The organism is Xanthomonas sp. 3793 (assembly GCF_024806835.1).
GTDB classification, from domain to species: Bacteria; Pseudomonadota; Gammaproteobacteria; order Xanthomonadales; family Xanthomonadaceae; genus Xanthomonas; species Xanthomonas arboricola_F.
In genome coordinates this window covers 77,427-100,921 of record NZ_JANTYU010000007.1, presented here as the reverse complement: position 1 = coordinate 100,921, position 23,495 = coordinate 77,427, and the positions used below count along the sequence as shown (strand labels likewise).

Below are 23,495 nucleotides of genomic sequence, written 5' to 3'. Positions count from 1 at the left end.
CAGGGCGCGTTGCCGCTCACATGCGAAACACGCCAAAACGCGTTGGCTCGATCGGCGCATTCAACGCCGCCGACAAGCCCAGGCCCAGCACGCGACGGGTATCGGCCGGGTCGATGATGCCATCGTCCCATAGCCGTGCGCTGGCGTAGTAAGGATGACCTTGCTGTTCGAACTGCGCGCGGATCGGCGCCTTGAAGGCGTCTTCGTCGTCGCCCGACCAGGTGCCGCCCTTGGCTTCGATGCCGTCGCGGCGCACCGTGGCCAACACGCTGGCCGCCTGCTCGCCGCCCATCACGCCGATGCGCGCGTTGGGCCACATCCACAGGAAATTGGGCGAATACGCGCGGCCGCACATGCCGTAGTTACCGGCACCAAACGAGCCGCCAATCACCACCGTGAACTTGGGCACCTTGGCGCAGGCCACCGCCATCACCAGCTTGGCGCCATCCTTGGCGATGCCGCCATGTTCGTACTTGCGCCCCACCATGAAGCCGGTGATGTTCTGCAGGAATACCAGCGGAATCCCGCGCTGCGTGCAGAGCTCGATGAAGTGCGCGCCCTTGAGCGCCGACTCGGAGAACAGGATGCCGTTGTTGGCGATGATGCCCACCGGGTAGCCGTGCAGGTGCGCAAAGCCGGTGACCAGGGTGCTGCCATAGCGCGGCTTGAATTCGTCGAACTGCGAGTCGTCGACGATGCGCGCGATGACTTCGCGCACATCGAACGGCTTGCGCGTATCGGCGGGGATCACGCCATACAACTCGTTGGCAGCATGGCGCGGCGGCAACGGCGCCTGCATCGCCAGCGATGCAGGCGGTTTGCGCCAGTTGAGCTGCGCGATGATGGCGCGCACGCGGGCCAGCGCTTGCAGATCGTTGTCGGCGAAGTGGTCGGCCACCCCGGAGATGCGCGTATGCACATCGGCACCGCCGAGTTCTTCGGCACTGACCTCTTCGCCAGTGGCCGCCTTGACCAGTGGTGGGCCACCGAGAAAGATCGTGCCTTGCCCGCGCACGATCACCGTCTCATCGCTCATCGCCGGCACGTAGGCACCGCCGGCGGTGCAAGAGCCCATCACGCAGGCGATCTGCGGGATGCCGTTGGCCGAGAGGTTGGCCTGGTTGTAGAAGATGCGCCCGAAGTGATCGCGGTCCGGGAAGACTTCATCCTGCAGCGGCAGGAATGCGCCGCCGGAATCGACCAGATAGATGCACGGCAAGCGGTTCTGTTGGGCGATTTCCTGCGCGCGTAGATGCTTCTTCACCGTCATCGGGTAATAGGTGCCGCCCTTGACGGTGGCATCGTTGGCCACGATCACGCATTCCACGCCAGACACGCGGCCGATGCCGGCCACCACGCCCGCGCACGGCACCTGATCGTCGTACAGGCCATGCGCCGCCAATGGCGCGATTTCCAGCAGCGCACTGCCCGCGTCCAGTAGCGCATCGATACGTGCGCGCACCAGTAGCTTGCCGCGTGCGACATGCTTTTGCCGTGCGGCCTCGCTGCCGCCGAGCGCGGTTTGCGCCAGGGTGCGACGCAAGTCATCGACTACCGCGCGCATCGCTGCGGCATTGGCCTGAAAGCTGTCGCTGCTGACCTGCAGCTGGCTGGTGATCACGCTCATGATGGCTCCGTCAGGCAGTGCGTTCGAACAGCTCGCGGCCGATCAACATACGGCGGATCTCCGAGGTGCCCGCACCGATCTCGTACAGCTTCGCATCGCGCCACAAGCGCCCGGTGGGATAGTCGTTGATGTAGCCGTTGCCGCCCAGCACCTGGATCGCCTGGCCGGTGAGCCAGGTCGCCTTTTCTGCCGCGTACAGGATCGCCCCGGCTGCATCCTGGCGTGTGGTACGCCCCGCATCGCAGGCGCGCGCCACCGCGTATACGTACGCGCGGCAGGCATTGAGCCCCACGTACATGTCGGCCAGCTTGGCCTGCATCAACTGGAAGGTGCCGATCGGCTCGCCGAACTGCTTGCGCTCATGCACATACGGCAGCACCACATCCATCGCGGCGGCCATCAGCCCAAGCGGCCCACCGGCCAGCACCACGCGTTCGAAATCCAGCCCGGACATCAGCACGCGCACACCGCCGTTGAGCGTGCCCAGCACGTTTTCGGCCGGCACTTCGCAATCGGTGAACACCAGCTCGCAGGTGTTGGAGCCGCGCATGCCCAGCTTGTCGAGCTTCTGCGCGGTCGAAAATCCGGGCATGCCCTTTTCGACGATGAACGCGGTGATGCCGCGTGCGCCCGCATCCGGGTCGGTCTTGGCGTACACCACCAGCACGTCGGCATCGGGGCCATTGGTGATCCACATCTTGCTGCCGTTGAGCACGAAGCGGTCTCCGCGCGCGTCGGCGCGCAGCTTCATCGACACCACGTCCGAGCCGGAACCGGCTTCGCTCATCGCCAATGCGCCGACATGCTCGCCGGTGCAGAGTTTGGGCAGGTAGCGTTGCTTCTGTTCTTGACTGGCGTTCTTGCGCAGCTGGTTGAGGCACAGGTTGGAATGCGCCCCGTAGGACAGCCCGATGGCGCCGCCGGCGCGCGAGATTTCTTCCATCGCCACCACATGCGCCAGGTAGCCCATGCCGCTGCCGCCGTAGTCTTCTTCCACGGTCAGCCCGAGCAGGCCCTGTTCGCCGAACAGGGGCCACAGTTGCGACGGGAACACATTATCGTGATCGGCCGCAGCGGCGAGCGGGGCGATATGGTGACCGGCGAACGCGGCGACGCTTTCGCGCAGCAGATCGATCTCTTCACCAAGCTCGAAGTTCAAGGACGGCACATGCATGCAGCAACTCCACAAGGATCGGGACGTGCCGGGTGGGAGCGGGCGGGCCGCACGGCGTATGTGGGGCAGCCTAGCGGTCCGCGACAAAAAAGTGAACTAAAATTCAACTATTGAACCAAGAATCACACCATGGCTTATCGACGCTCCGCCCTGATGGAAGAACGCCTGGCCGGCAACCGCGAACGCATCCTGCACGCGGCCCGTGCCCTGATTGCCGAAGGCGGCTATCGCAACGCCCCGATCACCGCGGTCGCGGCCGCCGCCGGCGTCTCGACCGGGCAGATTTACCGACATTTCCCGTCAAAAGCAGAACTTTTCGTGGAAGTTCTCAATGAGGCAGTGCAGCGTGAGATGACCATCCTGCGCGCCATCACCACCACCGAGGCCAGCGCGGCCGAGCGCCTGCGCAGCGCGATTGCCACCTTTGTACGGCGGGCGCTGGCCGGCCCGGCGCTGGCCTACGCCTTCATCGCCGAGCCGGTGGAAAGCGAGGTGGATGCCGAACGTATCCGCGGCCGTCGCCTTTTTGGCGAAGTGTTCCGGCAGCTGCTGGCCGAAGGCGTGGCAGCCGGGGAGTTCCCCGAGCAGTCGCTGGACGCGGCCGCGGCCTGCATCGTCGGCGCCTTCACCGAAGCCCTGGTCGGGCCGATTGCGCCAAGCCGGGGCGACCCGCAGCAGGGCGAGCACCTGGTGGAGGCGATCTGCGGCTTCTGCCTGCGCGCCGTCGGCGCACCTGCCCCGGCCTGACACTGCACTGACCATGTGTCCGGCTGTGCTGGATCAAGGTAAATTACTGTGCATATACTGTGCAAACCCCTTGTCGAGGCACATGTCATGGTCGCCGTCCTCAATCCCCTGTCCCTGACCGAGCGGCTGCGCGCGCCCGATCGCACCATCCTCTCGCCGTCGGCGATGGCAGGTCTGCTGGAGTTGTCGCAGCAGGAGCTGGCCGAGCTGGCCGGCGTGCATCGCAACAGCCTGCGCGTGCATCCGGAGAGTCCGCGCGTGCAGGATCTGCTGCGCAACCTGTCGCGCCTGTTGGTGGCGATGGCGCAGATTCAACCGGACGAGCAACAGCTGGTGTTCCATCTGAAAAACACGCCGATCCCCGCGTTCGAATTCGCCACGCTGCTGGAGGTGGTCAAGCAAGGCCGCACCGACGACGCGCTGACGTATCTGCGGACCGTCGCCGCCGGGGCCGCGGGTTGAGGCTGAGCGCCCCGGCGCATTGCACGTTGTATCGCGCCTTCACGCCGCGCTGGGCCGCCGAACCGCTGAGCGGCGCAGGTGCCGCGCGATCCGGCGGGCGCTTCAATCGCTTCGGTCAGCCGGCGCTGTATCTGGCCATGGAACTGGACACCGCCGCCGCCGAATATGCGCAGGCGGCGCCGTTCCTGCCGCCGTTTACGCTGGTCAGCTATGCCGCCGAGTTGCCGGCACTGGCCGACCTGCGCCTGCTCGACTCGGATTGGGACGCGCTATGGGCCGACTGGACCGACGACTGGCGCAAGGCCCTGGTCAACAAGGTCGAACCGGTCAGCTGGGTGCTCGGCGACATGCTGCGTGAGGCGCTGATTCCCGGGGTGATCTTCCCGAGCATCGCGGCGCCCAAGGGCGTCAACGTGGTGCTGTTCCTGGACAAGCTGCAGCCCGACCAGGTGCTACGCGTGCTTGACGATGGCCGTCTGCCGCGCGATGGCCGCAGCTGGGGCGACCCGCCGACAGTGGTGTAGTGGCAACACGTGCGGCGGACAACTGCAGATCCTGCACCGGACGCACCGGATATCGTTGCGGCCGCGCTGCGAACACGCCGCTTGCCAATGTCCTGACGGCTGCCTGGCCCGCAGGCATGTCCCATCACGCTGCTGACGCCAATGGCATCGTCAAGCGCTGCACACCAACGCAGCGCCGCCGCGACCACATCGCAGGCTGATTCAACCGGCCAGCAGCTGCGCCATGCCGGCCGCCACCGGTGCCAGGAGCGCCGCCGGCAGGATCGCCGCGCGTCGATACGGCAGCAGCCATAGCGATAGCGGTGCCGCCGCAGCGGTCAATGTCCCCAGCCACAGCACCGGCCCGATGCCCCAGCCCCGCGTCCATACCGCCAGGCCAAACGTGCACAGCAACAGCACCCAGCCGGTGCCGCGCAGCTGTCGCGTTCGGGCAGCGCCCAGACTGCGGCCGCGCACCTCGTGCTGGTGTTTTTCCATGGCCAGGCATAGCGCGGCAAACCCGGAAAAATTCAGCGCCAGCAACAGCAACACGCTCATGCGCCTTCCTGCACGGCAACGTTGGTTTGCGCCGCTGTCGCAGGCATGGTGGCGCGTGCACGGCGCGCTGCCGCCGATTGCGGCGCCTTCCACCGCTGCAGGCGCCAGCCGGCGATGCCAAGACACACGCCCAGACCCAGGCAGACCAGATCGATGCCGGCCAACGCCCATTGCCCGGCCGGCAGCGTCACGCCCAGATGCAGGTCGGTGGTCGCTGCGTTCAGTAGCGGCACCAGTGCGAACAATGCCGCGCCCAGATACAGCTGCCAGCTCCACATCGCGCGACGCGGCCAGACGAACGCGGCCAGCAACGCAGCGCCCCAGGCGGCGAAGAACAGGTTCGCTTCCATCGCCGCACGCGATTCCAGCGCCACCGGCAACAGCCGGTTGGCCCAGAAGAAACTGGCAAAGGCGATCGGCAAACCGGCCACCGTGCCGATGTTGAGCGCATCGACCAGGCGCAATCCAAACCCGATGCGGCCGGCTTTCAGATGCTTGGGTCGTTCTTTCACCGCCCACATCACCACGCCACTGGCCACCATCAGGCAGCCCAGCAACCCGGAACCGAAAAACAGCGCGCGTAACCAGGGGCCGGCGAAGTGCGCGATATGCAGTCCGACCATCACGCCGCGCGTTTCGCTCGCACCGCCGGGCGCGCTGCTGCGTTGCAGACGCGCACCGCTGACCGCGTCGTACAGAATGGACGGCGCGCTGGTGGACAGGTTGGCTGCCAGCTGGCTCACCCCGACGGCGGCATGCGCATCGTTGGGCAGCGACACCGCCACATTGCCGATGTCGGCCCCGCGCAGGTCGCGGCGCGCACGCTCCACAAACTGCTCCAGCGGCAGCATGGGCGCCGGCGTACCGGCCGCCTGCCGCGTGTCGGCCACGCGGTTGGCCGACTCGTCGTAGAAGCGCATCTCCTCGTCGGCATAACGCGCCTTGATGCCCCATGGCAGGTACATGAACATCAAGGTCACGATGCCGGTGTAGGTGATCATCGCGTGGTACGGCAACGCGGTCACCGCGCTGACATTATGGAAATCCAGCCACGAGCGCAGGCCCTTGCCCGGGCGGAAGGTAAAGAAGTCCTTGAAGATCTTCTTGTGCGTGATCACGCCGCTGATGATCGCCACCAGCATGAACATCGCGCAGAAACCCACGATATAGCGCGCCCACAGCACCGGCACATAATGCAGATCGAAATGCAGCCGGTAGAAGAACTCGCCGCCCAGCGTGTCGCGCGCAGCGATCTCCTTGCCGGTGGCCGGGTCGATGATGGCGTTGCCGTACATCTGGCGGCGACTGGCCGGTTTGCCATCGGCTGGCGCAGGGTTCTGCCAGTACATGCTCACCACCGGATTGCGCGTGTCCGGCAAGGTGATGTTCCAGCTCAGCGCGTCGGCCGCATGCGTCCGCAGATAGCGTTCGGCACTGCGCAGTGCTGTTTCCGTGCTTACCGTGGTGGACGGTAGCTCCGGGCGCATCCAACGGCTGATTTCGTCGCGGTAATAACTGGCCGTGCCGCCCATGAAGATCAGCAGCAACACCCAGCCGACCAGCAACCCGGTCCAGGTATGCAACCAGGCCATCGATTGGCGAAATCCCTGCTTCATGCCATACCCCGTTGCAGCCAGGCGGCCAACGCAAACATCAGCGCCGCCGGCACGGCGATGCCTGCCCAGGCACGCCAGACGCTGGCGGTGGCAAATGCCCACAGCGGCGCGCATGCGCACACCACGATGCCGATCAGCATGCTGGTCAACACCGCTTCGCTACGCGGCAACGGCAATGCCAGTGCAAGCAAGAGATTGGTCGCGCTGGCCAGCGCATAGCCGCCGAAAATAGCCGCCAGCGTGCGCGCAAGCACGCCCAGCCACGGGCGCCGGAACCAGGGAAGCGACAGGGGTGGTGCGCTGGACATCAGGCGGGCGTGGATGCGAGAGAGCGATGCTTATTCGGCGACGAAGGTCAGCGTGCTGATGTGATGCACCATCGACACCTGCTTGCCGGCAATCTCACGCTTCACCGGCTCCTTGTTGTTGACCACCAGGATGTGGCGACCTGCGCGCAGTGCCGGCAGGGTCACCTGGCCCTTGGCGTCGGAGGTCAGCGTCTTCTGCCACTTCTGCGGGTCGATCACGGTGACCTCGGCCTTGGGCAGCGGCTTGTTGCGGTAGAGCACGGTCAGCGTGCTGCCGTTGGCGCTGGTGGGTACCAGTTCCAGATCGAGCTTGGCTGCCGGCGTGCTGCGTCCGGCACGGGCGTAGTAGCTCACCGTCTCGAACCCGCCGGCTTCGCCCTTCCACGGCTCGAACACGCTGTCATCGCTCAGCCACGCATCGCCGGCACCGGACAGCGGCGCGGTGAGGAAGTCGTTGCCGCGCGTCAGGGCGCCAGCCTTGCCGGCGGCGCCGAACACGGTCGGCTTGACCACGCGCTTGATCTCGTCCTGGCCGTGGTCGAGCGTTTCCTGCGCGGGCTCGCCGAAGAAGATGCGCACCGGCCCGCTGCCATCGCGTTCGATCCAGATTTCGTGGGCTTGGGCGGACAGACTGATGCTGGCCAAGGCCAGGCAGGACAGCAGGAAGGACTTCATCGCGGCGACTCCTCGTAGACGGGACCGGGCGAGGCGGGGTGCGCGTCACCGTGGATTGATGGGAATGATACGCAATTCCCTTCGGCGAGACCAACGTGCCATGCGGCATTGCGGCAATTCGTCGGCGGGCGCGAGCGTGGCTGCATGCAGGAGCGACTACCCGTCAGGGCGCAGCGCACATCGCGGCAAAAACTGTCATGCACGCTGGTCAGACTGGCATGAACTGTGCTCTATACTCCGGCGCTAGCAGAGGTCTTCGACCAACAGCCAGGGGTGAGCGCGTGCGGAATTACGACCTCGAGTTCCTGAAAAAATTCTCGATGGTGATCGGTTTACTGGTGGTGATCACCCTGGGCTTGATCGCCCTGGCAGCCTATTTGCAACGTGCCATTCCCGATGAGGTCTCGCCGACTGCCGCCAAGCGCGTGCAGCAACGCATCGCACCGGCCGGGGCGGTCTATGCCGGTACCACCGGTGCCGCCGCACAGGCGGCGGCCCAGGCAGCAGCGCTGGCCAAGGCGTCCTCGCAGTCCGCCTACGGTGGTACCACCGACGGCAAGACCATCTTCGACAACCTGTGCACCGCCTGCCACACCACCGGCGTGGGCAAGGCGCCGACGCTGGACCATTCGCACTGGGATGCACGCATCGCCCAGGGCAAGGACACCTTGTACAAGCATGCGATCGAGGGCTACACCGGCCCGGACGGCGGCATCATGCCGCCCAAGGGCGGCAATCCGGCGCTGACCGAAGAACAGGTGCGTGCCACCGTCGACTGGATGCTGGGCAATCTGAAATAAGCCGCTTTGGTGCCGGGCCTGGCGAAGGATCGGCCCGCGCCCGCTGCGATGCGGGCCTCCGTCGAGGTTGCCTGTGGTGTCGGTTCGGCCTCGCTGCACGGGCTGCCCGCGAAGCGCCGCGCGACAACCGCGCTCACCGGCGGCAATTGGCTGGCACCGATCTGTCGACGGATGATCTGGCGGCGCATCGCTGCGTTTTGTTAGCCTGCTTCTGCGCCCCTGCCATCACGCGCCGCCTTCCGGGCGGCGTTTGCGTTTGATCCATCTTCTGGAGTGTTTCGATGTCGCGTTGCCCGCTGCTTGTGCTCGGTGTGATCGGTTTGCTGGCGCCGCTGCTGTGTGGCGCTGCCGATAGCGCGCCGCAGCGTCTGTCGATTGCCGATGTACAGGGCGAGGACAGCCGCAGCCCCTACGACGGTCGCGTGGTCGAGCTCGAAGGCATCGTCACTGCCGATACGCGAACCGGGCTGGCCGGCCTGTTCGTGCAGCAGCCCGGCTTCGAGCCGCGGCGCTCGCATGGGCTGTTCGTCACCGGCGCCGGCAACGCCGAGCTGGCGGTGGGCGATCGCGTCCGCATCGTCGGCACGGTGCGCGAGGTGTCGGCAGGCGGCGAAGCGAGCATGACCACGCTGGATGCCAGCAGCATCGAGCGGCTCGCCGGCGGCCAGCCGGTACCGGTGCGCATGCTCAGCGGGCCGCCAGCCAACTGGGAAGCGCTGGAAGGCGAGCACGTGCGCATCGCTGCGCTGACGCTCAACGGCAGCGACCGCCTGGACACCTATGGCGAGCTGGTCGCCGCCTTCGGCGGGCGGCTGTGGCAGCCGAGCGAAGTGGCCGCCGCCGGCACGCCGGCCTTTGCCCAGGTCGAAGCGGAAAATGCACGCCGCCGCGTGCTGCTGGACGATGCGCGCAACGGACGCAGCCCCAAGACGGTGTCGTATCTGCAGCCCGATGCGACGCTGCGCAGCGGCAGCCTGCTCAAGTCGGTGGATGGCATCGTCGACCAACGCCATGACGGCCAATACCGCATCCAGGTGCTGAACCCGTTGACGCTGCCGGCCATGCCGACTGCGGTGGCGCCGCAGGTGGGCGGCGATCTGCGCATCGCCTCGTTCAATCTGGAGAACTTCTTCAACGGCAATGGGCGTGGCGGCGGTTTCCCGACCAAGCGCGGTGCGCGAACGCACGAGCAATTTCAGGCGCAGCTGGCCAAGCTGGTTGCCACCATCATGCCGTTGCAGGCCGACGTGGCCGCGCTGATGGAACTGGAAAACGACGGCAACGGTGCCGATGCAGCCGTCGCGCAGCTGGTTGCCGCGCTCAACGCCGCCGGCAAGGACAAGGACTGGCAGTTCGTCGATACCGGCAGCGGCCCGGGCGAGGACGCGATCCGGGTCGGCATGATCTATCGCAGCACGCAGGTCACCCCGGTGGGCAAGCCGGCCACGCTGACCGGCGGGCCGTTCGACAACCACAGCCGCGTGCCGTTGGCGCAAGCCTTCCGCAGTAGCCGCGGCGCGACCTTCGTGGTGGTCGCCAACCACTTCAAGTCCAAGGGTTGCGGTACCGCCAGCGGCGCCGATGCCGACCAGCGCGACGGTCAGGCCTGCTGGAATGCCACGCGCACCGAATCGGCCAAGCGCCTGCACCAATGGCTGCAGACCGACCCGACCGGCGCGCAGACCAAGCTGGCCGTGTTGCTGGGCGACTTCAATGCCTACGCCATGGAAACGCCGATGCGCAGCCTGCGTGCCAGCGGCTGGCAGGACGCCTTCGCAGTGGCCGGCGTGAAGCAGCCTTACAGCTACGTCTACGACGGCATGAGCGGGCGCCTGGACCATGCCTTGCTCAGCCCGGCGATGGCCAAGCAACTGCGTGGCGCCGTGGAATGGCACGTCAATGCCGATGCGATGGACGACGCCGGCTATGCCAAGCGCAACCTGCCCGGCCCGTGGCGCAGTTCCGACCACGACCCGGTCCTGCTGGGCTTTTCGTTGTAGCTGATGCCGAGGCAGGGTCGTCGCGTCGACGCCGGCGAAGGCGCGCAATCGATGCCTGCATGCAGTGCCAGGTTGCGAGAACGCACGCAGGCGCGTTCTCGCGAGATACCTGAGATCAGGCGGCCCGGCCACCGTACCGTCGCCAACCTCGGGGGCCGACCGCCGCCGCGGCCACTGCAGCGGCCAGTCTTTGCCAAACGCACATCGGCGCGTGGTGTTGCAGCTGCTGCGCGCCCCTCGCACGTCATCGTCCACGACGGCATCCAGTCGGCGCGCCTGGTCAGGTTCAGCCCACGCATCGCCCCGCGCGGCGACGCAGTCGCAGATTGAGCAGGTGCGCGCTGGCCAGTAGCAGGCTGCCGGTAACCGTGATGGGGGTTTCCAGGGTGCCGCCTGCAATGCCGCTTGCGCCCAGTGCCAGGCCGGCCAGTCCCACGCCCGCCAGGGTCCACACCGACGCCGGCAGCGCGTGGCGCCGATGCGTGCTCCACAGCGCGTAGCTGCTCAGCGGGACTGCCGCAGCGGCGAACACCACGTGCACCCACTCGGCACGCGTCCATGCGCCCAGCAGCGGAAGCGCGGCGGCCAGCAGGGGCAGTGCCAGGCAATGCAGCAGGCACAGACCAGACAAGGCGATGGCCGAGGTATCGAAGAAAGAAGCGGTTGCACGCATGGCCCAGTCCCGTCGAATAAGTGTTATATAGTAACACTTCATCCCCTCGAGGCTGCCTGGATGTCCCTGTCCCCCGTCCGCGATCCGCGTCTTCCCGTCACCGTGCTGTCCGGTTTCCTGGGTGCCGGCAAGACCACCTTGCTCAACCGCATCCTGCACAACCGCGACGGCCTGCGCGTGGCGGTGATCGTCAACGACATGAGCGAGATCAATATCGATGCGCAGCTGGTACGCGACGGCGGCGCGGCATTGCGGCGGACCGAAGAAACGCTGGTGGAGTTCAGCAACGGCTGCATCTGCTGCACGCTGCGCGACGACCTGCTGCAGGAAGTACGGCGGCTGGCCGAACAGAAGCGCTACGACTATCTGCTGATCGAATCGACCGGCATCGCCGAACCGATGCCGGTCGCTGCGACCTTTGCGGTGCGCGATGCGGACGGCTTCAGCCTGTCCGATATCGCCCGCCTGGACACCATGGTGACGGTGGTGGACGGCAGCCGGTTTCTGGAGGATTTCGGCTCGGCTGCCACGCTGGCCGAGCTGGGGCAACAAGCTGGTCCGGACGACACGCGCGGCGTGGTGCAACTGCTGGGCGAGCAGGTGGAGTTCGCCGATGTGCTGGTGATCAGCAAGTGCGACCGTATCGATGCATCGCAGCTGCAGCGTCTGCGCGCGGTGTTGCGTGCACTCAATCGCGACGCGGCGATCGTGGATGCGGCGCACGGCGATGTGCCGTTGCATCAGCTGCTCGATACCCGGCGCTTCGATTTCACCCGCGCGCAGCTGGCGCCGGGCTGGATGCAGGAGCTGCGCGGGCAGCACACACCGGAGACCGAGGAATACGGCATCAGCAGTTTCGTGTATCGCGCACGTCGGCCGTTCCACCCGCAGCGATTCGCGCGCATGGTGCACAGCGGGTTGCCGCAGGTGATCCGCAGCAAGGGCTTCTTCTGGCTGGCCAGCCGCATGGATTGGGTGGGCGAATTGTCCAGCGTCGGCGGCGCAACCCAGGCCAATGCCGCCGGCTTCTGGTTCGCCGCGCGCCACCGTGTGGATGCGCAGGTGATCGGACAGCCGGCGCACACCGGCATGACCCCGTTGCCCTACACCGATATCGGCTGGCAGCGGCAGCAGATGCAGTGCTGGACCGCGCCGCTGCCGCAACTGCATGAAGTGGGCGATCCCGCCGAATACGCGGCCATGCAGCGGCTCTGGCACCCGCTCTGGGGCGACCGCCGTCAGGAACTGGCGGTGATCGGTGTGGAGATGGATGCACCGCGCACGCGCGCGGCGCTGGATGCCTGCCTGCTAAGCGATCAGGAACTGCGTCAGGGCCCGGCGCACTGGCAGCTGCTGGACGACCCGTTCCCGCAGTGGGAGCGTTGAGGTCTGCGCGCGCTGTCATGCCGATGTCGGTGGCGCAGGCATGACGGCCGCAAAGCGAGGCAACTGGGCCCTCAGCGCGAGCCCTGGGCAATCAGCGCAATCGCCAGCACCGCCAATCCCAGACCCACGCGCGTCCAGCGCGTGGTGCGCTCGCCGAACAATGCGATGCCGGCCAGCGCGCCCAATGCCACCACACCGATGTTCATCGTCGCAAAGACCGTGGCGGGGCTGTGCGGCAGATGTTGGTGGGCGCGCACGTAAAACAGGATGTTGCCGAAATTGAGCACGCCCAGCAGCAGCCCGGCAGCCATGCTGCGCGGATGCAGCCGATGGCCGCGCCACATGCGCACCAGCTGCACGCACAGCAGTAGCCCGAACGCGATTGCAAAGCACAGCGTCAGCGCAGTGAGCGAGGTGGTGCCCGAAAGCGCAATCGTCTTGAGCAGGATGTCGATCAGCGCAAAGCCCACCCACACGCCCAACAGCCAGGGCCAAGCACGGGTCTGCGTGCCGATGGTAGATGCAGGCTCGACCGTCGACGGCGCATGCGCGCGCTGCACGATGCCGACCATCGCCAGCAATCCCACGCCCAGCCCTGCCAGCTTCCAGGGGCCGGCGTCTTCGCCGAAGACGGTAAACGCTGCCGCCAGCGACAACAGCAGCGACAGCCGTTGCGCCACGTCGGTGCGCACGATGCCGGCCACGCGCACCGAGCGCGCCAGCACCAGGAAAATGCTCGGCAATGCAATCGCCAGTCCCACCAGTGCCAGCCACGGCGTGGTCGCTGCGCCCAGGGTGGAAAGCGCGGGGTTCAGCAGTGCCACGGACAGCACGCAGGCGGCGGCGTAATTCCAGGTAATGGCCTGAAACACGTCGATATCCCGGCGCGGTGCCAGCTTCAACAACACCGACACCAGAACACTGCAGACAACGGCAAACAGCAGAAAATGCATGGGCAACGCAACGAAGTGTGCAGGCAGGGCGATGAACGCGGCCGGCGGGGCGGCTATTATGAGGGCATGTCCAATCCCCCATTCCCCACCGAATCGGCAACGTTGACGCTGGACGGGCCGGTCGGTCCGCTCGATGTCGCGGTCGATCTGCCCGAGCCGGACGTTGTCGCGCAACCGGTCACCGCCATTTTCTGCCACCCGCTCTCCACCGAGGGCGGCAGCATGCACAACAAGGTCGTCACCATGGCCGCACGCGCGCTGCGCGAGCTGGGCATCACCGTGGTGCGCTTCAATTTCCGCAGCGTGGGTACCTCTGCCGGCAGCTTCGATCACGGCGATGGCGAGCAGGACGATCTGCGCGCGGTTGCCGACTGGGTGCGTGCACAACGGTCCGGCGACACGCTCTGGCTGGGCGGTTTCAGTTTCGGCGCGTACGTGTCGTTGCGTGCTGCCGGCGCGCTCGCCCCGCAGGTGCTGATCTCGATCGCACCGCCGGCCGGACGCTGGGATTTCAGCGACGTGCAACCGCCGGCGCAGTGGCTGGTGATCCAAGGCGATGCCGACGAAATCGTCGACCCGCAAGCGGTCTACGACTGGCTGGAGACCCTGGAGCAGCAGCCCGAGCTGGTGCGCATGCCCGATACCAGCCATTTCTTCCACCGCAAACTGATCGACCTGCGCGGTGCGATCCAGCATGGTGTCCGGCGCTGGTTGCCGGCCGCTGTCTGACTGCGGCATGGGCCACGCGTATCGCCTGGCGATACGCCGTTGAGCGGGCAAGGCAGCAGCCGGCCCGCGGAGAACACGATGAGTGAGATGACCCCGTCGCAGCGCTACGCCGCCGGCGTACAACGCGGCGACTGGCGCGCCGACCCCGCCCAAAAGGCGGCCCTGGCGGAACTGGACCGTATCCACGAGGCCTTGGTGGACAGCGCGCAGGACGGCTGGCTGGACCGGCTGTCGGCGTTCTGGAAAAAGCCCGAGCCGGTGCGCGGCCTGTACTTCTGGGGTGGGGTGGGGCGCGGCAAGACCTTCCTGGTCGACCTGTTCTACGACGGTCTGCCGATCAAGCAGAAATACCGCACGCACTTCCACCGTTTCATGCGCGGGGTGCACGAGCAATTGCGCGAGCATGCCGGGCAAAGCGATCCGCTGGCCAAGATCGCGCAGCAGTGGCGCGAGAATCTGCGCGTGCTGGTGCTGGACGAATTCTTCGTCACCGACATCGGCGATGCGATGCTGCTGGCGCGCCTGCTGGAGCGCCTGTTCGCCGAAGGCGTGACCCTGGTGACCACCTCCAATACCGCGCCGGAAAACCTCTACGCCAACGGTCTGCAGCGCGACAGCTTCATGCCGGCGATCGGCCTGCTGCAGAAGTTCTGCGTGGAACTCTATGCCGAAGGCACCGAGGACTACCGCATGCGCGCACTCACGCGCTCGCCGGTGTATCGCGCGCCGCTGGATGCGCAAGCCGATGACTGGCTGCTGCAGCGCTGGAGCGAATTGAGCGGCAATGCCGAGGCACGCGGCGGCAATATCGAAATCGAGGCGCGCAAGATCGCGGTGCGCGCACGTGGCAAGAGCATTGCCTGGTTCGATTTCGCCGCGCTGTGCGAAGGCCCGCGCGGCCCGGCGGACTACATCGAGATCGCACGCGAGTTCACCACCGTGCTGCTGGGCGGCATTCCGCATTTCGATCGCATGAATGAAGATGCCGCGCGGCGCTTCGTCAACCTGATCGACGAGCTCTACGACCGCCATGTCAACCTGGTCTGCACCGCGCAGGACGCACCGCCGGCGCTGTACAGCGGGCAGCGCCTGGCCGGTGCTTTCGAGCGCACCGCTTCGCGTTTGATCGAAATGCAAAGCGCCGAGTATCTGGCGACGGCGCATCGGGCGTGAGCCCACGCGCGCGCCCTGCACCGGGGCGCTACAAGATCAACGTCACCGACCAAGATGGCGGTTTTGGCCAGTTTGGCGGTGGCGCATGGTTGAACGATAGGGCGTTGTGGCCCTGCGACCCGTCGACCGACCAACCGATGCTGCCGATCGTCATGCTGACCGACCTGTTCCTGCCCAGCCCCTGGCTGCCCGAGGGCATGGCGGTCACGGTGTTCGCAGCGATCGAATGGCAAGGCGACCGCTACAGCCGTGCCGCGTTGCGCAAGTTCACCATCCATCAGCAGGGCGAACTGGACACCATCGCGTCGGTCCATAGCAAGGTGCTGTTGCACCGTCGTGCCGCGCAGGAACTGGCCTGTGACGCGGGGATGCTGCCGCGGTACTTCGTGGGGCTGCAGTCGTTCGATGATCACGATCACGCCGAAGAGCTGGGCGACGCCGACAATGGGGCAGGGATGAGCAAGCAGCTGGGTCGGCCGTGCTGGCTGCAGGACGCGATTGCCGAGCACCCGCGTCACTATTTCCTTGCCCAGTTCGTCGAGTCGCAGTTGCGGCGTACCGATGCAGCCTATGACGGCATCTTTGCCGACGGCATGGGCTACCTGTTCGCAGAGCATCGCGCCAACGTCCTGCGCGAGGGCGATACCGCAGGCTATTTCTTTATCCAGTTCACCTGAGTCCAGGCGCGGATCGCCGGTCCGAGCCATGAGTGCTCGGCCGCCGCGGCGACGCGCGTCATGCGCAGGGCTCGCCCGGGAGGCCATGGCAGCAGATGCGCAGCGAACACCGGCTACCTGGTGCTGCCAGCAAGCCACGCTGCACCGCCGCGGCGCGGACCGATGCCTGAGATCGGCACGTCATGGCCCCCCATCTTCGGTGCGCAGTCCACTCCCACCTGCCGACTGCCGCGCGTCGGCAGCGGATGGGTCAGTGGGGTATTGCAGATGCGGTGGCCCTGTGTCGGTTGTCGTGCTGCGACAGGGGCCTGGCGGTCAACCGCATCTGTCTTTCAAAAATCGCTTGCAATTAAATAGCGCGCTATATAAAGTGCAGCCCATGGACACCGCCATCACCACAGCCGACCGCACCACCGCCTTGCTGCAGCTGGACAACCAGCTGTGCTTTGCGCTGTATTCGGCCAATCTGGCGATGCACAAGCTCTACCGCGGGCTGCTGAAGGATCTGGATCTGACCTATCCGCAGTACCTGGTGATGCTGGTGCTGTGGGAAACCGACAGCCGCAGCGTGTCGGAGATCGGCGAGCGGCTGTATCTGGATTCGGCCACGCTGACGCCGCTGCTCAAGCGGTTGCAGAGCGCTGGACTGGTCACCCGCACGCGGGCCGTCAGCGACGAGCGCCAGGTCATCATTGCGCTGACCGATGCCGGGCGCGCGCTGCGCAGCAAGGCCGGTCGCGTGCCGGAGCAGGTGTTTTGCGCCTCGGCCTGCTCGTTGGACGAACTGCGTCAACTCAAGCAGGAGCTGGAGAAGCTACGCTCCAGTTTGGGTGCGGGATAAAACCTGTTCCTGCATCCAATCGCTTCGACATCAAATAGCACACGATTTAATCGACAACAATTTATTCACCGCGCACTGCGCTCACTCAGGAGAACCACCATGGCCTCACCCGAAAAGATCCTCTATACCGCCCACGCCACTGCCACCGGCGGCCGCGAAGGCCGTGCCGTGTCCTCGGACAACGCGCTGGACGCCAAGCTGTCCACCCCGCGCGAGCTTGGCGGCGCTGGCGGCGACGGCACCAACCCGGAGCAGTTGTTCGCTGCCGGTTATGCGGCCTGCTTCATCGGTGCGATGAAGGCCGTGGCTGCGCAGGACAAGCTCAAGCTGCCGGGCGAAGTCAGCATCGACAGCAGCGTCGGCATCGGCCAGATTCCGGGCGGATTCGGCATCGCGGTCGAACTGCGCGTCGCCGTGCCGGGCATGGACAAGGCCGACCTGCAGGCGTTGGTCGACAAGGCCCACCAGGTCTGCCCGTATTCCAATGCCACCCGCGGCAACATCGACGTCACCCTGACGTTGGCCTGATCCCAGCCGGACGCCCCATGAAACCCTACGCATCGTTGCTGCTGGTTGGCACGTTGGCGTCGGCAATCGGCGGCGCGCTTGCCGCGCCGACCGATTTCAGCGCACCGGCCGCCTCGCCCAAGGTCCAGGCCTTCCTGGACGCGCTCAACTCCGCTGGCGGCACGCCGATGGAGCAGCTCACCCCGCAACAGGCCCGCAAGATCCTGGTGGACGCGCAGGCCGGCGCCACGCTGCCGGCCGCCGAGCTCACCCGCAAGACCATCACCGTCGACGGCAAGCCGCTCGGCCTGGTGGTGGTCAAGCCGCCGGGTAGCGCCGGCAAGACCTTGCCGGTGTTCATGTTCTTCCACGGCGGCGGCTGGGTATTGGGAGATTTCCCCACCCATGAGCGGCTGATCCGCGATCTGGCGCGGGCCTCTGGCGCGGCGGCGGTGTACGTGGACTACAGCCCATCGCCGGAAGCGCGTTATCCGGTGGCCATCCACCAGGCCTATGCGGCCACCAAGTGGGTCGCCGAGCACGGTGCCGAACTTGGCGTGGACGGCACGCGTCTGGCGCTGGCCGGCAACAGCGTGGGTGGCAACATGGCGACCTCGGTGGCCTTGCAGGCCAAGGCGGCCGGCACGCCGGCGATCCGCTACCAGGTGCTGCTGTGGCCGGTGACCGATGCCGCGTTCGATAACAGCTCCTACCAGCAGTACCAGCAGGGCTATTTCCTTAGCCGCAACATGATGCGTTGGTTCTGGGATAGCTATACCACCGACCCGACGCAGCGCCGCGAGATCTATGCCTCGCCGTTGCAGGCCAGCGTTGAGCAGCTCAAGGGCCTGCCGCCCACCTTGATCCAGACCGCCGAGCTGGATGTGTTGCGCGACGAAGGCGAAGCCTACGGCCGCAAGCTGGACCAGGCCGGTGTGGCTGTCACGGTCGCCCGCTACAACGGCTTGATCCACGATTACGGCCTGCTCAATGCGCTCAGCGACGTGCCGGCCGTCCGTACCGCCATCGGCCAGGCGGGCGATGCGTTGCAGCAGCATCTGGCCAGGTAACCGGGGCCGCTGACCGGTTGTTCGTCAGCACCTGTTGACGACGCGCTCGTCAGCGCACAGTCCGAGCGGTGCATCCCCTTCAAGAGAGCTTGCGCAGTCATAGTGCGGTGAACGGGACCGATGTGCGCGCGGACAGACACTCTCTTGCGATGGTTGAGTGCCACAGCACAGACGCCCGGTGCAGCCGCATCGGGCATCCGTGTGCGCGTTCCTTTGTCCTTCCTGCGCGTGTGCTTCCTGCACTCCGCGCAACGCGCTGCATGTCTTGATTGCGCGCGACCTGACGTCTGCATGCTTGTAGGGCGTTTGAAGCTTTCTCGACGTGGGTCGGGTTGCCTTCAACCGCAACGCGGTCTACCGAACTTCCTGCGCGGACACTCCAGCCGAGGGCACGTGGATCACCCGTCCCTGCGCAGACCGCGCCTTGCGGTTTGAGCGCGCAGCTGGCGCCCGGCACACTATGGCGATGACGATTTCCACGACCTCCCACGTCGCCGCGTTCGAATCGAGCGGCAAGGGGCATGCATGAGCGCCGATCGCCCGACGCTGTTGCTGCTTCCCGGCCTGCTCAACGATGCCGAGCTCTGGCATGCGCAGCGCGCCGCGCTGGCCGGAATCGCCGAGTGCGTGGTCGGCGATCTCACCCGGGCCGACAGCATGCGCGCGCTGGCACTGCAACTGCTTGACCGGTTGCCGCCGCGATTTGCGCTAGCGGGTTTCTCGCTGGGCGGTTATGTGGCGCAGGAGATCCTGCGCATCGCACCGGAGCGGGTGGAGCGGTTGGCCCTGCTGGATACTTCCGTGCGTGCCGATGCGCCTGAGCGGGTGGCGCAACGACGTGCGCAGGAAGCCAGCGTGCGTGCCGGCAGCACGTTCCACGGGTTCGGCGAACGCCTGATGCGGCACTACGTGCATCCCTCGCGCTGGCAGGATGAGGCCTTGCTGGAGCGTGTGCGCGGCATGACCCAGCGCCTGGGCGTGGAGGTGTTCTTGCGCCAGAACCGGCTGCAACGCCAGGACGGGCGCGCGGTGTTGCGCGCCTACGCCGGACCGGTGCTGGTGCTGTGCGGCGAGGACGATGCAATCACGCCACCGGCCTTGCACGAAGAAATGGCGATGCTTGCACCACACGCGCAGCTGGTGCGTTTGCCGATGTGCGGGCATCTCTCGCCCCTGGAACAGCCGCAGGCAGTGTCCGATGCGTTACGCAACTGGCTGCTGCGCTAGACAGCAATGCGTTAAACGCGGTCGAGCATCACGCGATGTCCCGCCAGCGCGTGGCTCGTACGACGAGTACATGGCGCATCAGGCGATGGTCCTGGACTGACACATCCAGCATGCAGGCGCGGAGCTTAATGCGCCACTGGCAGACACCGGCGCATCGTCCTTGTGCGTGGGCGTAGGTGCTGGCCTCGCACTGCCGCGACGACAAGTGCGGCCTGGCGGTTTCGGCCCGCGCAGCGCAGATCGCCAAGGCAAGCAGCGGCACGCGAACGGCGAGGCGCATGGGGGGTGACCGCTGGCGGGGACTGCAGCATCACGCAGCGGTGCCCGGGTTACAGGGGCAGGAAGTCGGGGTGCCGCCCGCGCTGTCCGACCAGCGGTCGTGGCAAAGCGTGAACCGGGTCGAGCATCGGTGCGATGACGCTATCCAAACGACTGGCTCACTTGATTCTCACGGCGTATGGTGTGAATTATGTTGCATAGCAGCATCGGAGCTCAGCAATGCTCGACACACGTATCGAAAAGGTTGACCTGGCGCTGACCGAGATTGCCCAGGACCCCTCGGAAAAGGTGGCGCTGTGGCAGTGGGCGTGCCGCGAGATGCTGCATGAGACCCTGATCGGCATGCATCAGCTGTCGCACCTGGCCGGCATTGCCCGCCACGTCGCCAACGACTGGCGCGCACCGGTGGACGTGATCGCACCGGCCAAGCCCTACCTGGCCGCCTCCGCCCTGGCAGATCGCCGCCTGCCGCAGGTGCTGGACGGGCTAGGCAGCACGCACGACGACGACGACCGCGCCAACCTGTGGCGGTTGCGCTATGCGAGCCTGATCGCATCGACGCTGCAAGGCATGCAGGCGCTGGCCGAAAAGCACCGTATCGACCGGCAGGCGATGGCAATGGGTCAGTTGAACTGACTGCTGTCCAGGTTGCCGCGCGATGCTGCGCGGCCGGCGTCTACTGGATGGATGGGCCGCGTCGCAGGGCGCTTGCAACACCGCGTCCGGGTCAGCGCATGCTGCGTGTCGTTGGTGTGGCCAGCAGGCTTATCGCCTCGATATGTCTTGGAAAGTTGTAGCGCCAGTACGCCCTTGAAACATCGGCCCTTGGTTCGTGGCGCCCGAGCACCTGTGATGCGGTGAGCGAAGGACATCCGCTGCCATCGAGCAACGCGATGGCGTGCACTTGGTCGTGACCAAACGGCGCTCCGCACGGCACCCAGCAAGCGTTTGCCGATAGGAAGGCGTTGCCTCCCGGCCTGCATCGTTCTCGCGTTGTCCAGACGCGCAGGTGCGCTCAGTGCCGCATGCTCGCGTCGCGCAAATGCTGCCAGGCGTGTCGCACGATCCAGCGTGCCTGGTCCCATGGCACCGACAGCATCGGTTGGTCCTGGTAGTACGCATCCTGCAACACACGGTACAACTGAGCTTCGGTTGCGCGCGGATACGCAAGATAGATGCCGTAACCCAACATCAGCACGCGGGCGTAATCGGCAAACGCGTAGCCGCCCAGATGCCCTTCGGCATGGGCGTCGCGCCAGTAGGCGAGCTCTGCGTCGACATTGACGCTGCTGCGGGTCAGAACGGCTGCACTAAGCATGGGTAGGACTCCGTGACCGGGCTACCCCCCTGTGCGGGCACCGTAGCAGCGCCGCTGGCCGCTCACCAGCACGCGACGACGAGCGGTCGTCGCGTGCTGGTGGAATGCAGCGCTAGAGGTGGCTAGAACCTGATGGCAGTCGCCGTGCGGGTTTGGATAGCGCATTCGGAAACGAAGCGGACGCATGGTCCCAGCCGCACCGAGTAACGGCTGCGCCCGCCTGACGGCGAGTGCGGTCGTCCGGTTAGCCGCTCCCAGCCTGCTGCATACGTCGGTGCGCCATCAGTCCCAATCGGGTGCGATGGCGTGCGGGTTGGCCAGCCGCTGCCCGCGGTCGAGCGTGGCGATCTCGCCCATGTCCTGCTCGCTCAGACGCAGCTCCTGCGCCTTCAGATTGCTTTCCAGATTGGCCCGCTTGGTCGATGAGGGAATCACCGAATATCCCTGCTGCAACGCCCAGGCCAGCGTCACCTGCGCCGGGGTGGCGTTGTGGCGTGCGGCAATGGCCACGATCACCGGGTCCTTCAGCACCTCGCCCACGGCCAGTGTCATGTAGGAGGTGACATGGATGCCCTGCTCGCGCAGGAAGCCGATCAGCGGGCGGTTCTGCAGATACGGGTGCACTTCGATCTGGTTGGTGGCAATCGCGTCGGCCCCCAGGATCTCGATGGCCTGCTTGATCAGGGCAATGGTGAAGTTGGACACGCCAATCGCACGCGTCAGGCCCTGCTGCTTGGCCTCCGCCAAGGCTTCCAGGTACTCGCGCATCGGCACCTGATCCTTCGGCGAGGGCCAATGGATCAGGGTGAGGTCGACATGGTCGGTGCCCAGCTTGCGCAGGCTTTCCTGCAGGCTGGGCTGCAGCGTGTCGCGGCTGAACCGGTCGACCCAGATCTTGGTGGTCAGGTACAACTGGTCGCGCGGCACGCCCGAGGCGCTGATCGCGTGGCCAACGTGGGCTTCGTTGTCGTAGATCTGTGCGGTATCGATCGCGCGATATCCCAACGCCAGCGCGTTGCGCACCGAGTCGATGACGACCTGGTCCTTGAGACGGAAAGTGCCGAGGCCGAATGCGGGGACAGTCATTGTGTTCCTTTTGGGAATGGGGAATGGGGAATCGTAAGAGCCGATGGAGCGCTGCGAATTGGTCAGTCGAGTGCGACGACGGCCTTGCCGAAGTTTTCGCCGCGCAACAGGCTGATCAGCCCCTGCGGTGCGGCATCGAGCCCGTGCAGCACATGCTCGCGATACTGGATGCGGTCCTCGCGCAGCCACTGGCCCATTTCGCGCAGAAACGCCGGCATCAAGCGGATGAAATCGTGCTGGATGAAGCCGCGCACGGTCAGCCGCTTGCGCAATACCTGGCCCATGAAGTCCGGCAGGCGATCGGGCCCGGGCAGTGCCTGGCCACGGCTGTTGTAGGTCGCGATCACGCCGCAGACCGGAATGCGCGCAAAGTCGTTGAGTTGCGGCAGCACCGCATCGAATACCTTGCCGCCGACATTTTCGAAATAGATATCGATGCCGTCGGGTGTGGCGGCGCGCAACTGCGCGGCAAAGTCGTCGGCACGATGATCCAGTGCCACATCCACCTTCAACGATTCGCGCAGGTAGCGCACCTTTTCTTCGCCACCGGCGATGGCCACCACGCGCAAGCCTTGCAGACGCGCCAACTGCGCCACCGTCGCGCCAACCGGCCCGCTGGCCGCTGCCACCACCAGCGTTTCGCCGGGCTGCGGCTTGCCGATCTCATGCAGGCCGGCATAGGCGGTAAAGCCGGGCATGCCGTAGACCCCGAGCGCAGTGCTCAGCGGCAGGCTGTCGTCCTTGGGCAATTTGCGTAGCGGCGTCGTCGGGGTGATCAGGCTGTAGGTCTGCCAGCCGCCGTGCAGCACCAGCAGGTCGCCGGGCTGATAGTCGGCATGATGCGACTGCACCACTTCGCCGATGGTGCCGCCTTCCATCACCGCATCGATCGCCACGGGCGCCGCATACGACGGGCCGTCGTCCATGCGACCGCGCATGTACGGGTCCAGCGAAAGGAAACGGTTGCGCACCAGAATCTGCTCGTGTCCAGTGGGCGGCAAGGGGGCTTCTTCGATACGGAAGTTGTCCGCGTTGGGTTCGCCATACGGGCGCGATGCCAGCACGATGCGGCGGTTGGTGATCGATATCATGCGGAAGATCCTCGC

Annotated in this window: 25 protein-coding genes; 14 read left to right on the top strand and 11 right to left on the bottom strand. The window is 66.1% G+C overall.

Translation table 11 applies throughout. From position 1 onward, the window contains the following. Positions 1-16: 16 nt before the first annotated feature. Together FHY18_RS20245 and FHY18_RS20240 are read right to left on the bottom strand one after the other, a co-directional pair. Positions 17-1,627: a carboxyl transferase domain-containing protein gene (locus tag FHY18_RS20245; RefSeq protein ID WP_259159468.1), complete on the bottom strand. Its 1,611-nt coding sequence runs from the start codon at positions 1,625-1,627 to the stop codon at positions 17-19. A gap of 10 nt (positions 1,628-1,637) precedes the next feature. Continuing rightward, the gene (locus FHY18_RS20240; protein WP_259159466.1) at positions 1,638-2,801 is read right to left on the bottom strand and encodes an isovaleryl-CoA dehydrogenase; all 1,164 of its coding nucleotides are present in this window, start codon (positions 2,799-2,801) and stop codon (positions 1,638-1,640) included. Between the two features lie 129 nt (positions 2,802-2,930). Here FHY18_RS20240 and FHY18_RS20235 point away from each other — a divergent pair, with 129 nt between their 5' ends. From FHY18_RS20235 to FHY18_RS20225, 3 genes are all read left to right on the top strand, one after another. After that, complete coding sequence (locus FHY18_RS20235) at positions 2,931-3,548, top strand: TetR/AcrR family transcriptional regulator (protein ID WP_259159464.1); 618 nt, start codon at positions 2,931-2,933, stop codon at positions 3,546-3,548. A gap of 87 nt (positions 3,549-3,635) precedes the next feature. Then, positions 3,636-4,010, top strand: a complete 375-nt coding sequence (locus FHY18_RS20230) for a DNA-binding protein (protein ID WP_104611827.1) — start codon at positions 3,636-3,638, stop codon at positions 4,008-4,010. Beyond that, positions 4,007-4,534 (top strand): RES family NAD+ phosphorylase, encoded by a 528-nt coding sequence (locus tag FHY18_RS20225; RefSeq protein WP_259159463.1) that lies wholly within the window; start codon positions 4,007-4,009, stop codon positions 4,532-4,534. Before FHY18_RS20230 ends, FHY18_RS20225 begins: the two co-directional genes overlap by 4 nt. 201 nt (positions 4,535-4,735) lie before the next feature. Here the strand turns inward: FHY18_RS20225 and FHY18_RS20220 are convergent, their stop codons facing one another. From FHY18_RS20220 to FHY18_RS20205, 4 genes are read right to left on the bottom strand one after another with little or no spacing between them, the layout of a single operon-like run. Then, positions 4,736-5,071, bottom strand: a complete 336-nt coding sequence (locus FHY18_RS20220; protein WP_259159462.1) for a DUF3325 domain-containing protein — start codon at positions 5,069-5,071, stop codon at positions 4,736-4,738. Continuing rightward, on the bottom strand, positions 5,068-6,687 hold the full coding sequence (locus FHY18_RS20215) for a PepSY-associated TM helix domain-containing protein (RefSeq protein WP_259159460.1): 1,620 nt from the start codon (positions 6,685-6,687) through the stop codon (positions 5,068-5,070). Before FHY18_RS20215 ends, FHY18_RS20220 begins: the two co-directional genes overlap by 4 nt. After that, the gene (locus tag FHY18_RS20210) at positions 6,684-6,995 is read right to left on the bottom strand and encodes a DUF3649 domain-containing protein (RefSeq protein ID WP_259159458.1); all 312 of its coding nucleotides are present in this window, start codon (positions 6,993-6,995) and stop codon (positions 6,684-6,686) included. Before FHY18_RS20210 ends, FHY18_RS20215 begins: the two co-directional genes overlap by 4 nt. A gap of 30 nt (positions 6,996-7,025) precedes the next feature. Next, positions 7,026-7,670, bottom strand: a complete 645-nt coding sequence (locus tag FHY18_RS20205; RefSeq protein ID WP_259159456.1) for a DUF4198 domain-containing protein — start codon at positions 7,668-7,670, stop codon at positions 7,026-7,028. A gap of 281 nt (positions 7,671-7,951) precedes the next feature. Between FHY18_RS20205 and FHY18_RS20200 the strand changes: the two genes are divergently transcribed. Then, positions 7,952-8,470, top strand: a complete 519-nt coding sequence (locus FHY18_RS20200) for a c-type cytochrome (protein WP_039412147.1) — start codon at positions 7,952-7,954, stop codon at positions 8,468-8,470. A gap of 281 nt (positions 8,471-8,751) precedes the next feature. Continuing rightward, a complete protein-coding gene (locus tag FHY18_RS20195; RefSeq protein WP_259159455.1) occupies positions 8,752-10,470 on the top strand; it encodes an ExeM/NucH family extracellular endonuclease in 1,719 nt (572 codons plus the stop codon). A gap of 286 nt (positions 10,471-10,756) precedes the next feature. On the opposite strand, the gene FHY18_RS20190 is transcribed toward FHY18_RS20195, so the two are convergent. Then, positions 10,757-11,143 carry a MerC family mercury resistance protein gene (locus FHY18_RS20190; protein WP_259159452.1) on the bottom strand — a complete coding sequence of 129 codons (387 nt, stop codon included), beginning with the start codon at positions 11,141-11,143 and terminating at the stop codon, positions 10,757-10,759. Between the two features lie 60 nt (positions 11,144-11,203). Between FHY18_RS20190 and FHY18_RS20185 the strand changes: the two genes are divergently transcribed. Then, entirely contained in the window at positions 11,204-12,529 is a 1,326-nt protein-coding gene (locus tag FHY18_RS20185) for a GTP-binding protein (protein WP_259159450.1), read from the top strand. Between the two features lie 71 nt (positions 12,530-12,600). On the opposite strand, the gene FHY18_RS20180 is transcribed toward FHY18_RS20185, so the two are convergent. Continuing rightward, a complete protein-coding gene (locus FHY18_RS20180; RefSeq protein WP_259159449.1) occupies positions 12,601-13,482 on the bottom strand; it encodes an EamA/RhaT family transporter in 882 nt (293 codons plus the stop codon). Positions 13,483-13,548: 66 nt separating this feature from the next. On the opposite strand from FHY18_RS20180, the gene FHY18_RS20175 reads away from it, so the two are divergent. The 8 genes from FHY18_RS20175 to FHY18_RS20140 all read left to right on the top strand — a co-directional run bounded on the left by FHY18_RS20175 (position 13,549) and on the right by FHY18_RS20140 (position 20,621). Further along, positions 13,549-14,211: an alpha/beta hydrolase gene (locus FHY18_RS20175; protein ID WP_259159448.1), complete on the top strand. Its 663-nt coding sequence runs from the start codon at positions 13,549-13,551 to the stop codon at positions 14,209-14,211. Positions 14,212-14,289: 78 nt separating this feature from the next. Then, the gene (gene zapE / locus FHY18_RS20170) at positions 14,290-15,384 is read left to right on the top strand and encodes a cell division protein ZapE (protein WP_259159447.1); all 1,095 of its coding nucleotides are present in this window, start codon (positions 14,290-14,292) and stop codon (positions 15,382-15,384) included. Further along, entirely contained in the window at positions 15,381-16,061 is a 681-nt protein-coding gene (locus FHY18_RS20165; protein WP_259159446.1) for a hypothetical protein, read from the top strand. The genes zapE and FHY18_RS20165 overlap by 4 nt, the downstream gene beginning before the upstream one ends. A 379-nt stretch (positions 16,062-16,440) precedes the next feature. Next, on the top strand, positions 16,441-16,902 hold the full coding sequence (locus tag FHY18_RS20160) for a MarR family transcriptional regulator (protein WP_259159444.1): 462 nt from the start codon (positions 16,441-16,443) through the stop codon (positions 16,900-16,902). Positions 16,903-17,001: 99 nt separating this feature from the next. Further along, entirely contained in the window at positions 17,002-17,430 is a 429-nt protein-coding gene (locus tag FHY18_RS20155; protein WP_005989061.1) for an organic hydroperoxide resistance protein, read from the top strand. Between the two features lie 17 nt (positions 17,431-17,447). Further along, entirely contained in the window at positions 17,448-18,479 is a 1,032-nt protein-coding gene (locus FHY18_RS20150) for an alpha/beta hydrolase (RefSeq protein ID WP_259159442.1), read from the top strand. Positions 18,480-19,004: 525 nt separating this feature from the next. Beyond that, positions 19,005-19,706 carry an alpha/beta hydrolase gene (locus FHY18_RS20145; protein ID WP_259159440.1) on the top strand — a complete coding sequence of 234 codons (702 nt, stop codon included), beginning with the start codon at positions 19,005-19,007 and terminating at the stop codon, positions 19,704-19,706. 498 nt (positions 19,707-20,204) lie between these two features. Further along, complete coding sequence (locus FHY18_RS20140) at positions 20,205-20,621, top strand: hypothetical protein (RefSeq protein WP_259159438.1); 417 nt, start codon at positions 20,205-20,207, stop codon at positions 20,619-20,621. A 379-nt stretch (positions 20,622-21,000) separates the two neighbouring features. Here FHY18_RS20140 and FHY18_RS20135 read toward each other — a convergent pair whose 3' ends face one another. From FHY18_RS20135 to FHY18_RS20125, 3 genes are all read right to left on the bottom strand, one after another. Beyond that, positions 21,001-21,303 carry a hypothetical protein gene (locus FHY18_RS20135; protein ID WP_259159437.1) on the bottom strand — a complete coding sequence of 101 codons (303 nt, stop codon included), beginning with the start codon at positions 21,301-21,303 and terminating at the stop codon, positions 21,001-21,003. A gap of 282 nt (positions 21,304-21,585) precedes the next feature. After that, entirely contained in the window at positions 21,586-22,389 is an 804-nt protein-coding gene (dkgB, locus tag FHY18_RS20130; protein ID WP_259159436.1) for a 2,5-didehydrogluconate reductase DkgB, read from the bottom strand. Between the two features lie 62 nt (positions 22,390-22,451). After that, a complete protein-coding gene (locus tag FHY18_RS20125; RefSeq protein WP_259159434.1) occupies positions 22,452-23,480 on the bottom strand; it encodes an NADP-dependent oxidoreductase in 1,029 nt (342 codons plus the stop codon). Positions 23,481-23,495 lie beyond the last annotated feature (15 nt).